14 protein-coding genes are annotated in these 14,545 nt (G+C 63.9%); 6 read left to right on the plus strand and 8 right to left on the minus strand.

The features are described from left to right. Positions 1–267: 267 nt before the first annotated feature. Both SB4_RS15395 and SB4_RS15400 read left to right on the plus strand, forming a co-directional pair. On the plus strand, positions 268–852 hold the full coding sequence (locus tag SB4_RS15395) for a hypothetical protein (protein ID WP_193753845.1): 585 nt from the start codon (positions 268–270) through the stop codon (positions 850–852). A 72-nt stretch (positions 853–924) separates the two neighbouring features. Continuing rightward, entirely contained in the window at positions 925–1,125 is a 201-nt protein-coding gene (locus SB4_RS15400; RefSeq protein WP_153006265.1) for a hypothetical protein, read from the plus strand. A gap of 76 nt (positions 1,126–1,201) precedes the next feature. Here the strand turns inward: SB4_RS15400 and SB4_RS15405 are convergent, their stop codons facing one another. The 6 genes from SB4_RS15405 to SB4_RS15430 all read right to left on the minus strand — a co-directional run bounded on the left by SB4_RS15405 (position 1,202) and on the right by SB4_RS15430 (position 10,116). Then, the gene (locus tag SB4_RS15405; RefSeq protein WP_058753278.1) at positions 1,202–2,044 is read right to left on the minus strand and encodes a hypothetical protein; all 843 of its coding nucleotides are present in this window, start codon (positions 2,042–2,044) and stop codon (positions 1,202–1,204) included. Then, positions 2,041–2,631, minus strand: a complete 591-nt coding sequence (locus SB4_RS15410) for a hypothetical protein (RefSeq protein WP_058753279.1) — start codon at positions 2,629–2,631, stop codon at positions 2,041–2,043. The genes SB4_RS15405 and SB4_RS15410 overlap by 4 nt, the downstream gene beginning before the upstream one ends. Before the next feature lie 65 nt (positions 2,632–2,696). Beyond that, positions 2,697–5,915, minus strand: a complete 3,219-nt coding sequence (locus SB4_RS15415) for a hypothetical protein (RefSeq protein WP_058753280.1) — start codon at positions 5,913–5,915, stop codon at positions 2,697–2,699. Positions 5,916–6,507: 592 nt separating this feature from the next. Continuing rightward, positions 6,508–8,436 (minus strand): DUF3732 domain-containing protein, encoded by a 1,929-nt coding sequence (locus SB4_RS15420; protein WP_153006266.1) that lies wholly within the window; start codon positions 8,434–8,436, stop codon positions 6,508–6,510. Then, positions 8,433–8,933 (minus strand): three component ABC system middle component, encoded by a 501-nt coding sequence (locus SB4_RS15425; protein ID WP_058753282.1) that lies wholly within the window; start codon positions 8,931–8,933, stop codon positions 8,433–8,435. The genes SB4_RS15420 and SB4_RS15425 overlap by 4 nt, the downstream gene beginning before the upstream one ends. Beyond that, entirely contained in the window at positions 8,914–10,116 is a 1,203-nt protein-coding gene (locus SB4_RS15430) for an ABC-three component system protein (RefSeq protein WP_153006267.1), read from the minus strand. Before SB4_RS15430 ends, SB4_RS15425 begins: the two co-directional genes overlap by 20 nt. 138 nt (positions 10,117–10,254) lie before the next feature. Between SB4_RS15430 and SB4_RS15435 the strand changes: the two genes are divergently transcribed. From SB4_RS15435 to SB4_RS15445, 4 genes are all read left to right on the plus strand, one after another. Continuing rightward, positions 10,255–11,442, plus strand: coding sequence for a HEPN-associated N-terminal domain-containing protein (locus tag SB4_RS15435; protein WP_058753284.1), 1,188 nt, complete (start codon positions 10,255–10,257; stop codon positions 11,440–11,442). 127 nt (positions 11,443–11,569) lie between these two features. After that, positions 11,570–12,127 (plus strand): hypothetical protein, encoded by a 558-nt coding sequence (locus tag SB4_RS19765; protein ID WP_153006268.1) that lies wholly within the window; start codon positions 11,570–11,572, stop codon positions 12,125–12,127. A gap of 82 nt (positions 12,128–12,209) precedes the next feature. Next, entirely contained in the window at positions 12,210–12,794 is a 585-nt protein-coding gene (locus SB4_RS15440) for a cell wall hydrolase (RefSeq protein WP_241488642.1), read from the plus strand. Positions 12,795–12,988: 194 nt separating this feature from the next. Further along, complete coding sequence (locus SB4_RS15445) at positions 12,989–13,501, plus strand: Ros/MucR family transcriptional regulator (protein ID WP_058753286.1); 513 nt, start codon at positions 12,989–12,991, stop codon at positions 13,499–13,501. A 4-nt stretch (positions 13,502–13,505) separates the two neighbouring features. On the opposite strand, the gene SB4_RS20420 is transcribed toward SB4_RS15445, so the two are convergent. Both SB4_RS20420 and SB4_RS19770 read right to left on the minus strand, forming a co-directional pair. After that, positions 13,506–13,706 (minus strand): hypothetical protein, encoded by a 201-nt coding sequence (locus SB4_RS20420; protein ID WP_241488643.1) that lies wholly within the window; start codon positions 13,704–13,706, stop codon positions 13,506–13,508. A 31-nt stretch (positions 13,707–13,737) separates the two neighbouring features. Next, positions 13,738–14,175: a hypothetical protein gene (locus SB4_RS19770; protein ID WP_153006269.1), complete on the minus strand. Its 438-nt coding sequence runs from the start codon at positions 14,173–14,175 to the stop codon at positions 13,738–13,740. Between the last annotated feature and the right edge of the window lie 370 nt (positions 14,176–14,545).

Raw genomic sequence — 14,545 nt, forward strand, 5'->3', positions numbered from 1 at the left:
GATTGAGTCTCAGCCCTAGTCCTCCAAACGGGCCGCTACAGCGGATACGCGGATCGCGAAGCGGACAGGACGGCCGCTTCGAAGCTGCTGGAGGTCGTCCCGACCGACAGGAGGTCGACCGCACGGGAGGCGATCAAGGAGCTGTTCCCGCAACTCGAGTGGGCCTACGGCGGGACGAACTATGGCGACGGCTGGCTCGATCGTTGGCTGAAGGCGAAACGCGTCTGCTCCGCGCGGTTCTTCCCCCGCTACTTCGAGTTGCAGACCGTGGAGGGCGAGCTGTCGGAACGCGGTTTCGAGGACTTCCTCGCCGCGGCGGTGGACGAGGAGCGGCTGCGGGCAGCGGTGAGTCAGATCGAGGCAGCCGGTCTGACGCGCTCACTCGTCGCGCGCCTCGACGAATCCGTCGACCGCCTGCCGGTCGAGCACGCCGCCACGATTCTGCCTGCTATGTTTCGGATCGGCCAGAGCCTGTCGGGCACCCGCGCCCTCGACCCATTCAACTCGCCTTGGCTATCCGCATGGCGCGCCATCAGCTGGTATCTGAAGAGGGTACCGGAGCAGCTGCGCCGTGCGCTGGTCCAAGAGGCCTTCCGCGGAACCGAGGCCCTATCCGTCGCCGCGATCCTGATCCATCTCAGCGATCCCGCCGACCGCAAGGAGGGTGACGAACCGGCCGATCCCACGCTCGACCTCGAGACGGTCCAAGCATTGAAGATTGCTTGGCTGGACATCATCAGGCGCCGCGCCGCCGGCGCCGACGGCCTGGAAGCCGAACCCGACCTCGCGACGCTCCTCTACCGTTGGAAGGCCTATGCGGGTTCGGAGGACGAACCCCGGGAATATGTGTAGGGCCTGATCGCCAGCGACGACGGCTTCGCCACCGTCGCGGAGAGGTTGATGAGCCGGGGCATGAGCCACGGCATGAACGACCGCGTAGGCACCCCGCACAACACCTTCAGCCAAGAGACGATCGAGACATTCATCGGGATCGCAGCCGCGAAGGAGAGGCTGGACGTGATCAACACCGGTGCGCTGCCCGAGCACAGGGAAGCGCTGGAGACGTTGGCGCGGTTCGTGGACACTTGGCTCGGGCTGCGAGAACGTCCCGATCACGACTTCTGACGCGCCCGCGCCTGGCCCCAGACGTTACCCGATGGACACACTTCGCCGGGCACCAGCAACGTGGATCGCGCGATCCCTAGTCGCGCCTTCCCATGACGAACTCCACATCCGCCGGGGTCTGCGCCATCACCGGCGTGCCCACCGGCACATATCCAGCAACCATGCCGAGAAGATGCATGTTGATGCCCATGATCGAGTAGCCTGCCCTGAGATCACCATCAGCGTTGGTGCCGAAGAGCATCACCGGGCGCAACTCCACGCCCGACGCATCCGCCGTGGCTGCTTGGATCTCGCCGCCAACGGACGGCACGGCGTCGTCGATGATTATCGCGTCCATCAAGGCGAACGGATTGATCTCGATGCTACGGCTCCGGAGAGCTGCGATCCGGATGCGGGCCGCCTCTGCGCCACTGCCCACCGCAAACGGAATACCCTCCTTGAGCTCCACTTCCGTGACCGGCGCTACGCAGGAACCGTCGGGCGCGACACCGGCGGCGAAGTGGAAGGCCGCCGGATGTCCGCGTTTTTCCGAGAATCCGAACACGATGCCGTCGAAACCGTAGCCATCGCTGGCGAAATGGCGGCGGCGCTCCTCGTAGATTCTGACCGCGCACGTGGCGTAGAATCTGGCGACGTCCTCAAGGTCCGGCTTGCCGCTCGCCACCCATCCCGCGAGGTTCTGTAGGCAGGTGCTGGCCATCGCATGCGTGAACTGGCCCGAGATGACATTGCCGGCGAACGCGAAGCCCATATCGGGCAGCGGGATCCTGACCTCGTCCTCCAGGTCGGAGATCGCGACCGGGACGAGGAAGATTTTGGGCCCGACCTCCGAGCCGGTGCGGCCGCCTTCGCCGAAGAGCGTGTCCGCGATCACCGTGAGATCGCCCCGGTCGTCCGCCGTCACGAGCACCAACGTCATGATTCCGACCTCACCGTTGGAGGATGGCCGTCGCCATCGGAAGACCCGCAGGCCTCAGCGGCCGCGATCGCGGCCGCAAGGTGGCGCTCGATCCACTCGCTCGTAATGCCGTGCCTCTCGCGCTGCGGGCGCATGTGCTCCTCCAAATCGGCGTCGATCACCGCGAACATCTCGATCGCGTCCTCGCACTCGGCGATCATCACGGTCCGCCCGGAGCGGCTCAGGAAGTCCTCGTCATGCTCTCGGAAGAACCTGTGCGCCAGACGGTCGCGTTCGGACTTGGCTACGCGAAGGCGACCAATCAGCTCCTCCGGCAGCTCCCGCGGCTCAAGCGCGCGGAGCATGTTGCCGAAGGTCTTTGCCAGCTCGACGTCGTAGGCGCGATCGAACGCGTCTTCCCATGCCGAGCGATCTGAGTGGTCGCGCATCTTCGGCAGCATGCGGGCGACGATCACCGCGTTGACCATCCCGTGTTCGAGGACCTGCGCCTGATACATGGCGAGGCCGTAGCGCGAGTACACCTCGCGGATCTGCACCGAGTCCTCGTCGCTTGCGGGCCAGATCGCCCCTTTCGGATAACCGTCCATAGGCCCGCCCTCCCTTCAGCCCACGGACGACGGGTCACGTCCGCCAGATGCGGCAGCGCGGTCCGTCACGCGGCGTCGCGCCGGGCGATCAGCTCCAGCGCTGTCATCTCGACGTCATGCTCGCCGACGTCCGCCGCATCGACGACCGTGATGTCGCGCTTGAGGATGAAGAGGTCCTCAAGGATGTCCGGCTCGGGCCCGGACAGGACCGCAGGCGCGACGATGTAGCAGCCGAACGCGCGATGCCGTTCAAGGAAGCCCTCGAGGTTCGCGTCGTCGTCGGGCTCCACCACGTGCACGCGGTTGACCGTCTGATACAGCGTGCCGCGCTCCCATTCGCCGTCGTCCGGCCGTCGGCTCGTGATCTGAACCGCGTAGTGCGTGGGCGGGTGGCCCGGCAGCCTGCGTATGATCGAAATGCTTATCTCATGGTTCGCGTCCCTCTTGCCGAACCGCTCACGCCAGCGCTCGAAGATGCGCCGTGCCGCGGCGCCATTCAGGTATGCCAAGGCGAAGACCGGCGGCACCTCCGGGCCGTAGCCGGCATAAAGGACGCCCTTCCAGCCGGCCTCGTTCCAGCTGTGCATGTCGATGACGGACTGCACTTTAACCTCTCGGTGGCGCGCGACGGCCGGGCGCCCATCGTCGCCGGTCCGTTGTTCCGCGCGACCTTCCTCTTCCTCGTCGCCGTCCAGGACGACGTCCTCCACCTCCGGACGATCGCGCATGGGGAAGTCGCGGTAGCCGCCTTCGACGCGCACCACCGGCCTGCCAGATATGCGCTGCAGCCCGCTGAGCGAGGCGAGGACGCTGGACACGCGGTCGTGGGCGTTCCCACGGGCGAACAACCGCTCGAGCGACGCCTTCAGGTCAGGCAGCACGAACGCGGCGGCCACGGCCTCGCCCACGACCCGCATCAGGAACGCGCCGATGTCGGATTGGCGACCGAACTCCCAGACGGGAAGTGAGCGCGGCCACTCGACGAGCGAGCGCATCGCCCGGTGGTCCGTCCGCACGCTCGGCTCGGCGGCATCAGTCTCCACGATGTCTACGCGGAAGCGCTCGGTGTGGGCGCCGAGCCCGTCCTCGATCATAGTCGCCAGCATCGCCTCGAACGTCGCTACGAGCGCCTGTCCGGTCATCGTCCCCGCGTCGCTGCCGGAAGACGCGACCTCGACCGTCAGGCCGCAGATGCATGTCTCGAGGACCTGGCCGGTCGGCGCGTTGAGCACGAGGCGACCGACAAGGTCGCGCGAGACCGGCTGGGCCTTGAGGCGCCCCAGGAACCGACCGATGCCGCCACCCGCCACCAGCTCCCGGTATCCCTCGTTCTCGAGCAGCGCGTCCTCGTGGCCGAGGGAGTAAAGGAGCACCATCCGCGCGATCGGCATGCCGGCGTTCTCGAGCGCGTCGGGAAGCGACGATAGGGACCGGAGCTCCTCGTCGGTCATGTTGAGGATGTTGCTGCCGAAGCCAGCGTCCAAATCCTGGAGGCTGTCCCGGACGCGCGCCTGCGACGCTTCGTCGAGCGGCAGCGAGGCAAGCGACATGTGCAACAGGCGGACCGCCAGCAGGAGTTCAGGGATCACCCTCAGCTGCAGCGCGACCCACGCCCACGTCTTGACCGTCGGCACGAAGCCCACCGGAAGCTCGCTGCTATCCTCGCCCTCGGCGGCAAGCCCGGAGGCGGCCATGAGGAGGGAGGATCGCGACGCCCAGAAGAGGTCCGCGCCGCGGTATGCGATCGCGAGGTGCTGGTGGGCCTCGATGAGCTGCTCGGCGTGCTCGCGCTTCGCCAGCCGCACGGCGGCGCGGCCGAGCAGGCGGATGCGCTCGCAGCGCTCCTCGGCGTCCAGCGTGAGCGCCTGCCGGAGGAGGATCAGCGCACCCTGCGCGTCGGAGGTCCGCTTCGCCACGAAGTCCGCGAGACGCTCCGCCACCGCGCGATAGGTCGGATCACGCCCCGCCGGCATCGAGACGACCTCGATCAGCCTCACGAGCCGGTCGGCATCGAATTCGGCGAGCCCCGCCGCCTCGTCTAGGATCGACCCCAGCTCCGCCCAGACGGCAGGCAGCTCGTCCATCCGGCCCTCGACGAAAAGCCGGCCCAGACGTACCACCACCAATGAGGTCCGCGCCTCCAGACGGTGGTTGGGCCGCGCGTCGTCACGCGTCATAGCCTCAAGCGCCGCCTCCAGTCTGCCCGAGCGGGCCGCTAAATCCGCCCGGTCCGGCGGCAGCATGCGGTAGATGACCGCGTTCACGAGCAACTGATGCAGCTGGACGAGGAACTCGATGTTCCGCGCGTGGTTGGCGCCGAGCGCCTCCTCCTCCATCGCGGCGTATCCGTCCGAAACCGCCTCGGCGTCGTCGAACCACCAGAACGCCGTCCAGAGCGCGTCATGGCGGGCCTCGAGATGCTGCCGGGCGGAGCCATGCTTGGCGGCGAGACGGATCGCGCGGGCATGCCGGCCATCGGTCTCATGGCGCGGCAGCTCCAAGTTCCGCGAAAGCTGCGCCGCGACCATCGCTTCGGTGACGAGCTGACGCTCCATCCCTTCGAAGGAGGCCGGGTTGGCGAGCGCGCGCTCCACGTCGTCCAGCCGCCGCCGCCGGGAATAGTCCTCCGGCCCCATGCGCATCGGGTCGGACACGACCTGACCCACGCCGAGGTAATCGTGCGCGATGTCCTTGCGCTCGTTGTCGATAACCTCCTCGACGATCCACGCCCGGTCGAGGATTCTCACCGGCATACCGTGCGCCTGCTCAAGCTCGGCCTCGATGCGGGCGCGGTCGGCGGCCCGCGCGGGCTGGCTGGTGACGAAGTAGACGCGCTCGAGCCGCCGACCCGTGCCTGCGATCCCCGCCACGTCCTTTGCGACCTTCCGCCTCCAGTCCTTCATGGCGCTGAACGCGAAGCCCCAGTCCTCCCTGCCGGGACCCGGGCTGCCGATGTAGGTCAGGTCGGCGATCGCCTCCGCGACCAGATAGGTGTCGGCATCCGTTTTGCCGTCGCCGCCACCCTCGGGGCCGCTCTGGGGCCGGATGTTCGGGCAGATCACGCGCTGGCAGAGCTTGCGGCAGAATATCTCAAAGCGCTGGTGCTCGTTGCGCGCGGTCATCGTCTCGAGCTGGAACTCGAGTGTGGGCCGGTCGAGCATGTAAAGTGGCCGGTCAACCGTATCGGAGTAGAGTTCGGGCCGCAGGTCACGCATGAACTTCGAAGGCGTCGGGCGCTCCTTGGCTGGCTCGTTGGCCGCCTCTCCGATTCGTTCGTTGCTCATGCGAACGAAGCTAGAACAAGGGTCGATACGACACCAGCCCGTCCGGCTCCGGTCAGTTTAAAACCCTCGCATGGTGGCGTTCCGCGTTTCCGAATGCCGGACACCGTGTCCCCGCCTGCGACGCTGCTCGCTTGCTCATGCTCGCCGCCCGAAAGCGGAACAGCCGCGCTACACCCTTTTACCCCCTGACACCGCATAAACGAAGGGCGGCTTTTGAAATGAGCCGAGAGTCGGCTGAACGACCGAGATTGGGGCGCATTGCAGCCGGACGCTTTCGCGCTGATCGAATGACCGGTTCTGGCGGAAGCTGCCTTTCAGAGCTCGATCGGCGAACGACGCATTCTGGTCGATGGCTGCCAACGGCGCATTCGGCGTGTTCTGGGACATTTCTGCCGTTCCCAAGCGACACGTGGAACGGCAGCTCTTGTCAGGAGCCGACGTCCGGCGGTTGCCTAACCGTCGTCGCAGAAAGACAGACATGGGCCGCGGAAGGTCCAGGCTTCCGGCTTCGGCCGCCTGGAGTCGAAGCGGCTGGCGAGCAATATCGGATGATGCAGGAGATTGACGCCGCCAAGCCGTTCCCCGCCTGACCTCAGCCACGCGCGTCGATCCAGCGCTGCGGGATGAGCCCTTGTCCACGCCACCGCGCGACCACGGCATCGGCGAACCAGCTGTCCCGGAGATCCGCGTGGTCGGTCACGATCACTTGGAGGCTCGGCGCCAATTCGACCGTCACGTCGAACATCAGCTTGAAGAGCTTGAACACCGCTTCACGGTCGGCGTCCGGCAATCCGGAGACATCGCCGTCGCGATCCTGCTCGGCTGGGTAATGGGCCTGCGAGGGCTGGTCGAAGAAGATGAACCCGGGAACCGGGCGATCCTTCTGCCGAAACCAGCGATGGAGCGCGAGATGGGCGAGCACATGATAGCCCACCCAGTTCTCACCGCTTCCCATGCGGAACAACGGAACCGGTCCATCGAGCGTGTCCGCAACGACGGCGAGCTGCTTGATGTCAAGCCTCAAGCGGCTTCCGCTGTGCTCGAGGTCCAGTTTCTCTGAGTCGCGCGTCATAAAGTCGCCGATTAGATTGAGGATCGAGGTCAGTCGCTGTTCTGTGCTCTCAGGGTCGACCAGCTTCTCCAGCGCCTCGACCCGCTTGCGGGCAGCGTCGAGCTCCTCGGTCGATGCGGCCGCCGCGGGCGGCGGGGGCAGCGTTTCCAAGAAATAGGCGATGCGCCCCATCGTCCGGGCAAGCCTCAGCTGGCTGTCGCGCTCTGATCTGAAGGCGTCATCCTGTTTGGCGAGCGTATCGATCTGATCCTGATTGCGCTTAAGCGCGTCCTCGATTCTCTTCTGCTGCTCGACGAGATCCCCCTGCACTTCCTGCAGGCGTGGCACTTCGCGCCGAACTTGGCTCAGTTGCTCTTCGATCCCGCTCAGAGTCCTGTGCATCTCCGCCGCCGAAGGAACATGGACGTCGGTCGAACCACACAGGGCGCAGGCCTCGACATCGCCCTTCGTGACCAAACCAAGGCTTGCCAGCCTTGCTCTTTGCTCTTCGGCTTCCTGCGCGAAGCCACCGGCGACATCCTCGACCTGCCGGATCTGGCGCAGGCGCTCCTTCAGCACGGCGAGCTCGCGCCGCAGCCCGGTGCGCTCACGGCGAAGGACAGCGATCGGCTCCGTCGAATCGGGCGGCACCGGTACTTCCTGAATAACCGGATTGATAGCGCGAAGGCCGCCGAGCGCGAGGTCCTGTGCGGGCGGCGGGCCGGGAGGAAGCAGACCGACCGACTGCGCCTCGCGAAACATGTCTTCGGTGCGTGCCGCCGACAGGCTGGCAAGCTGCTCGCGCTCGCCGGCCAGCTTAAGTAATTTCCTCAGTTCCTTACGTTCGAGATCAAGCTGGACCTTAAGCCGCAACACGTCCTCGTCGATCGCGCCAAGAAAATAAGGCAGCACATCCTTGATCGTCTGCGGTAGGAACGGCTCGCTCTGGCGATGGAACAGGATCTTGCGGCTGTCGATCTCATCTTGGTCCTGGATGCAGAACATCAGGGCATGGCGAATGTTAGCCGCGATCGGGTTGCGTGTTTGGCCCTCGGGGACTGTCGTCACATTTTCGGAGATGCCGACCGACGATGTGAGGATTGCTTCGATGTCCGAAACGCCGATATTGGGGGTCCAGTCGGCGCGTTCGGGCATCGCCACGTCCGCGCCGACGGCGTAATAGACGCCCGGATCGCGTGTTTTTGGCGGTCTGGGGTTGCGCCGCGCGAGAAAAATCCGACTGTCACCCCGGTCGAGCAGGATGCCATACCATGCGACATGCTGGCGGATCACACCGTCCGAGACGTGGCACTGCTCTCGACCGAAGCAATATTCGATAATGTCGATCAGGGACGACTTGCCAGTTTTCGACGCCCCGGTAATGATGCTCAAGCCCGAAACGTTGAGCTTGACCGAGTTCATTTCGCCATTGTGCCCATAGACGCCGATTTCCAAAATCCTGAGGCTCACGGGGTGACTCCAAGCATAGATAAGATGGTGGACTGACGATCATCCTTGGGGATCCATCGCCCCACGAAGCGGGCCGCCTCGTAGCAGTCCTTTATTTCCATCGTGTCGGTATCGAGCCGCGGCGGATCAGGTTTGAAGCGGTACGCCCCCGGTCTGAGACCGTCCCCAGCAATGGCCAGCCAGTCCTGCGCACAACCGAGCTGGATCGCCTCGCGGGTCGTATCGACCAGGTCCCGGCAGAGTACGGCGAACTCTGCGTTGAACTCTGGATGCGTTGTCACCCAGCTCGTCATTCGCGTCTTAAGCGTGGGCAGCGCGCGGCGTACTCGCGCATTGAGGACGATCGGTAGGACGAGAAAAGCATGGGCGAGCGGAAGCGCACGGCTCGTATCGCCCTCCTGATAGCCCCGGGTCGCAGCGCGCAGGAGCAGAGCGCAGAAGACCGGATTGAAAAGGGTCTGGTCCTCGATGGACCGATCATTCCATGCCGGGCTCATCGTCACCCCCTGGCGCAGCTGGGCTCAGGCGCTCGACATAATGCGGGTGCCACCCGATAATATGATCGTCTGACAGCATGTGATACGATCCCTGCGAGACATACGCCTCGATCACTTCGCGAATCGGAATGGCATTGCCGGTGGTCGTCGAGAAAACGTCCATGCCGATATCGGCCAGCTCGGCCTCCGACATGTTCTCGCGAAGGCGGCCCTCGGCGACACCTCTGCGCCGCTGCCAGTGCTCGGTCAGCTGGCGCCCATAATCGGTGAGTTCGTTCTGCCGGAGCAGACCGTCCCGCGTCCAGCGCGAGCGTTGCTCGCGCGCCCGAAAATAGTCGACGATCGCGATCTTCTGGCCAGTCGGGCCAAGGCCGATGAGCTTGAGCTGCTCGACGAACGGGCGCTGCTCCAAAAGCCCGACTGTTTCGCCCGACGGATCTGCCGTGCCGTAGTCGATCGGCAGCTGGTCCGGTCCGAACTCGTCGCGCAGATCATCGATCTTGGAGTCGATCAGCGACACCGGAATAAGCTTTCCACCCGAGGTCGCCAGGGCGTCGATCACGATCGCGAACCACCATCCCTCGAGCCTTTCGCGAAATGCCGTCATATATTCGAGCCGACACGCACGCTTGAGCGCCGCCGCCAGCTCATCTTTCACGTCCACGATCGTCGGCGAGGCGTCGAGCATTTCGACCATCCCGATAATCTGCTCGCGCATTTCGGGTGTCTGCTCGAGGAACACCTTGGTTGCCCAGGCGACCTTTTTGCTTTTTGATTTCGCGGCCGAAATCGCGAGCTTCTCAGCTGCCTTCGTAACGTCCCGGCCCTTGGGGCCCGGCCGGAGCAGCGAGACCGCCGTATCCGCGCCAAGCGTCGAGGTCGTCACGAAGGTGAGCTTAATCTTTCCAAGCTCGGCCGGATGATCCCTCACCCGCTTGGTCCAGATACCTATCGTGTTCCAGAACTGGACCGCCCGGTCGCTCATAGGCTTGGGCTTGAGACTGTGCTTCGACTGCAGAAGCTCTTGCGGCGAGCCGTTGTTGGAAAAGGCGATGTCGTCGAAACACTCAATCGAGACCTCGAGCCCGGGCGTCACGTCCTGACGCTTCAAGGCCGCGAGAAGCGCGTACCGGCACTGAAAAAGATAACCGCTCGCCGAATCGGCTGCTGAATGATCTGCCACAAGCCCCCCCCTGGCACATAGCTACTGAGATTATGCTATCTAAGGCAAGTAACCATCCTGAGTTCGAAGCTCAACTTGGCGATGACTTCGGTCCGTTGCTCACCTATCTAGCTGTCAGACGCACAGCGGGGAGACGTGATGGGCATCGTCAAAGCCTGGATGATGGAGATGGAAGAGCGCGGTTACAGCGAGTCCGACGACTATGTGTGCGCCGCCTGCGTCACGGATCCTTTTCTCGCTGAGTGGATCGCTGGGCATGCTGAGGCGAATGCCTGCAGCTTTTGTGAGGCCGTGTCCGATCAGCCCATTGCCGCTCCCTTCGAGGACTTTACCGGCGTCGTCCTCGGCGGGCTCGGCTTCGATTGGAATGAGCCGACCCAAGAAGGGATCACGTATATCACGCGCGAGGGCGGTTGGCAGGCGTCGCTCTCGACGACTGCCGATGTGCTCTACGATGCCGGATTTTCTGAGAATGACGATATGATCGCGGCGCTCGACGACATGATCGACTGCGAAGCCTGGGTTGAACGCGAATTTTATCGCGGTACCGACAGTCAGCGGCTCAGTTGGGGCTGGGACAGTTTCAAAACCTTCACCAAGAACCATACACGCTATTTCTTTCTCCAGGCGCCGGGCGATGGTTATGACGAACTGACGCCAGCCGAAGTGTTGGCAACTGTTTCCGACATGATCAGGACGAAACTCGCCGATGAGGGGCTGATCAAAACGATAGGCAGGAACACTGACCTGATCCGCATTCGCGTGGACGATCAGCCGCAGACGACAGCGTCGGCGATTGGAACGCCAAAGCCTGAACATGCACGTCAGTCGAACCGGATGAGCCCTGCTGGTATTCCGATGTTTTACGGCGCGTTCGACCTAGACACGGCGCATGCTGAAACCTTCGATCCGGCCACGCATGCTGGGAAGGCACTGTCGGTAGGAACCTTCCGATCCCTGCGTGACCTCACATTGCTCGACTTGGCCGAGCTGCCGCCAGTGCCGAGCGTCTTTGATCTTGATCGGCAGCCGCTAATTCATTCTCTACGGTTCCTTCACGCCTTCGCCGCCGACATCTCACAACCGATCGCGCGAGATGGCCGCGAGCACATCGAATATGTCCCAACCCAGATCGTCACCGAGTATTTTCGCCGGCTCTTCCGATCGGCGGATGGTCGTAGTCTCGATGGCATCATCTACCGGAGCGCCAAGCATGCCGGGGCCAATGCTTTCGTTCTCTTTTGCGAAAACGAGCAATGCATCGACGTCGACGCCCCGGAGGACGAGGCATCGCTGCTGCGTCTAGCGTCTGTCTCTTACCAATAGGCGGGCCTCATCCATGCCGTGTGGCCGCAGGCCAACCAAGGCCGAATTTCTGCTCGCGCATCCACTCTGCTGATTTTGTGGGGGGCGACGGCCCGCGGTCGAGCGTGATCATGCCCCGGCGCGGATCGTGTTTCGTGGCAAGCATTGTCCAGACGATTTCGAGTTTCCGGCCTGCGCCGAATGCAACCGCGCCATGGCGCTGAGCGAGCAGGTGACCGCCTTCTACATCCGCAGCATCGACCAGATATATGACCAGCTCGATGCCGAGGAGTATGGCAAACCGATTCGCGGCATCGTCAACAATGCTCCGGAAGCTCTGCCTTATCACGACCGCAGTCGGCCGCCCGCCCGCAGCGCTCAGCGGCGACAGTTTTCAACTATCGTTTGCCCAAACGCCGCACGTCGCCGACCGGCCAATATCGGTCGCTTGCCTGACCCGAGCGACAGAGTCGCAGAAACGAGCGGCATTTGGGCCGGAAGCTGCCGTTCAAGGCCCCTTCGGGGAAAGACCTATTTTGGTCGAAAGCTGCCGCGCTATCTCACCGCCAACACCACTGCCGTGCAGTGGTTTCGTGCAATGAGTCAGGTTCGCTCCTTCGCCAACATTCGCTGCTGCGGAACCCTAGGTGCGTTATTAAGCGCTGCGAGCGTGATCGACGCTACCTTGCACTGCGCGCTGCGCTAGCGTGTCAGTGATGGCATCCCGACGACCCCCATATGCCTCCAAGCGCCGCCCTGCACAGCGCGACGTTGCCGCGGAACGCTGGTTGCTGCTGCTCTTCATTGTGGCAGCGGTCGCAATCGCTGCTGGCCTTCTGGATACCGTCGGCTTTGCCCCCGAGACGAAGTCTCCAAGGAAAATGACGATGGCGCAGGCCCGCGCCTCGAACGCCAGGGTGCCCATCGTCGCGGCTGCGCGCGTTCGCGCAGCGCCCTATCGCTTTCGTGGCGGCCCCGCCGAGCGCGCACAAGCCGTCGACTGCCTGGCCACCGCTGCCCTCTATGAAGTGGGTGACGACCCGCGAGGGCAACGCGCCGTCATTCAGGTCATTCTCAACCGCGCGCGAGCCCCTGGCTTTCCGCGCACCATTTGCGGTGTCGTCTACCAGGGTTTCGACCGAACCACGGGCTGCCAATTCTCGTTTACCTGTGATGGCTCGATCAAACGGCGCACGAAACATTTCGGCTGGTCCGCGGCGCGACGCGCGGCAAGCGAAGCGCTTGCCGGCCACGTCTTCGCCGATGTCGGCCGCGCCACCCACTATCATGCCGACTGGATGGTGCCGTATTGGCGCGATTCTATGACCAAGGTGGCAAAGGTCGACACCCACCTCTTCTATGTACGCCTCTGAGCGGCTTCGTTATTTCTGCGCCATCATTTTACATGGTGACGCGATGAAACACATTGGCCGTATATCGGAACAAATAGTCGCTTGACGCCGTGTCGTTATTGCTGCTGCAAGACCGTTGCTGTGACATGGCCGTTTACGGTTCTGCGGAACCGCGCAGCGTTTGAACTTTCCCGCCACTCCCATCTGGATAGACCATGGCTGACGAAACCATCACCGATACCGCGCATGCGGTCGAACTCGCCACCGAACTGACCATTGCCTGGCTGGGTAATCCCAATACCCGCATCGATGCCGAACAGATCCCGGCTTTTCTGGGCAGTATGCACAGCGCCATCCTGAAGCTGGCCGGCGGCGGCGAGACGGCGGCAGCAGACGTCGTCGACACGACTGAATACACGCCAGCTGTCTCGGTGCGGAAGTCGCTCGCCTCGAAGGACCACATCATCTCGATGATCGACGGCAAGCCCTACAAGACGCTGCGCCGCCACCTCGCCACCAACGGCCTGACGCCCGAGGAATATCGCCAGCGCTATAACCTCAAGTCCGACTATCCGATGGTCGCCGAGACCTATTCGGAAAGCCGCCGGGTGATGGCCAAGAAGATCGGCCTCGGCCGCAAGCCGGGTGCCAAGGTGACAACGACGGCCAAGCCCAAGGGCGTGAAGGCCGCCAAGAGCGCTGCGGCCGCGCATCTGTCGGGCGAATAATCGGTCAGGCAGGGCTGGCTTCGAGCAGCCAGCCCTGCCTGCTGCTTTCGCCCACGTCCAAAGCCTCATCGGCCACGGGCGCCGCGCTCAGGTGACGCTGGATAAACTTGGCACAGTCCTCAAGCATGCGCCGGCGCGGGGAAATATAAAGCACTGCGTTATACGCCCCCCTCACCTCGTCGCGCTCGACATGAGCGAGCGCCATCTCGATCCAGTCGGGCTGATAGCATTCGGGCTCATTGGCCCAAGTCGAGGCGAGCCCGCGAAAACCATTCACGGCTTGGCGACCGCGATAGCCCATGCGGTAGCAGGCATAGATCATCGTGTTCTGCGAGATCGGCTGGTCCCGCGGAACCGGTCACGCCGGCAGAGACCATGCCACGGTTCGACTGCCAGCTTTCCGCGCGGTTGCCGCCTTGCCGTCCGCCACCGTTCAGGACCGTGTCGGCGTCATTGCCGTTGGCGAGCGCCGTCGGGCCGCTGACCGACGGCGAATTGGCGACGGCGCTCTGCGTGCCCTCGTTGCCGACCGAGGTGGCGGTGACGCCGCAATTATACTGGCGGGCGATATTCGTGGTGTAGCTGGGTGCCTGGTAGAAACCGCCGCGGCGTTTCTCCATCAGGTCGAGGACGAACGCCTGATTGGCGCGATCGGCGGACGTCTTGAGGGACATCGATCCGGCTCCTGTTCCGAGCGGAGGACCATCCCCCGCTGACAGGCGCCCGAAGTGTTCGGCCATGGGCCGCAATCACCGTGGAGGCGCAGCCGGAGCGGCGGCACGCGCATGCGTAGTCCGACCCTTTATGGGTTGATGGCGTCAGGCCCAGGGCTGGACCAAGGAATGGCGCTCATGAAGCGGGGGTGGTCCGCCGCCTCTCCAACGGAGGCGGGAAGACGCATGTCACGGACGTTGCTGCGTCCTGGTCGCTCACTCACCACGCAGGGTGAAGGCGCTGATGTTGATCCCCCAGCGCGGATCAGAAAGACGGATGAATAGTTGGATCGTGACGAGCCAGTCAGTTGCCGCCAGCGTTAGCGATTGA

This window comes from Sphingomonas sanguinis, from assembly GCF_001476905.1.
Taxonomy (GTDB): Bacteria; Pseudomonadota; Alphaproteobacteria; order Sphingomonadales; family Sphingomonadaceae; genus Sphingomonas; species Sphingomonas sanguinis_B.

Excerpts from the sequence above, each read along its gene's own strand:
- SB4_RS19770 (WP_153006269.1), bottom strand. The coding sequence starts at position 14,175 with ATGTCCCTCAAGACGTCCGCCGATCGCGCCAATCAGGCGTTCGTCCTC.
- SB4_RS15445 (WP_058753286.1), top strand. The coding sequence starts at position 12,989 with ATGGCTGACGAAACCATCACCGATACCGCGCATGCGGTCGAACTCGCC.
- SB4_RS15410 (WP_058753279.1), bottom strand. The coding sequence starts at position 2,631 with ATGGACGGTTATCCGAAAGGGGCGATCTGGCCCGCAAGCGACGAGGAC.
- SB4_RS15405 (WP_058753278.1), bottom strand. The coding sequence starts at position 2,044 with ATGACGTTGGTGCTCGTGACGGCGGACGACCGGGGCGATCTCACGGTG.
- SB4_RS15415 (WP_058753280.1), bottom strand. The coding sequence starts at position 5,915 with ATGAGCAACGAACGAATCGGAGAGGCGGCCAACGAGCCAGCCAAGGAG.
- SB4_RS15435 (WP_058753284.1), top strand. The coding sequence starts at position 10,255 with ATGGGCATCGTCAAAGCCTGGATGATGGAGATGGAAGAGCGCGGTTAC.
- SB4_RS15425 (WP_058753282.1), bottom strand. The coding sequence starts at position 8,933 with ATGAGCCCGGCATGGAATGATCGGTCCATCGAGGACCAGACCCTTTTC.
- SB4_RS20420 (WP_241488643.1), bottom strand. The coding sequence starts at position 13,706 with ATGGCGCTCGCTCATGTCGAGCGCGACGAGGTGAGGGGGGCGTATAAC.
- SB4_RS15400 (WP_153006265.1), top strand. The coding sequence starts at position 925 with ATGAACGACCGCGTAGGCACCCCGCACAACACCTTCAGCCAAGAGACG.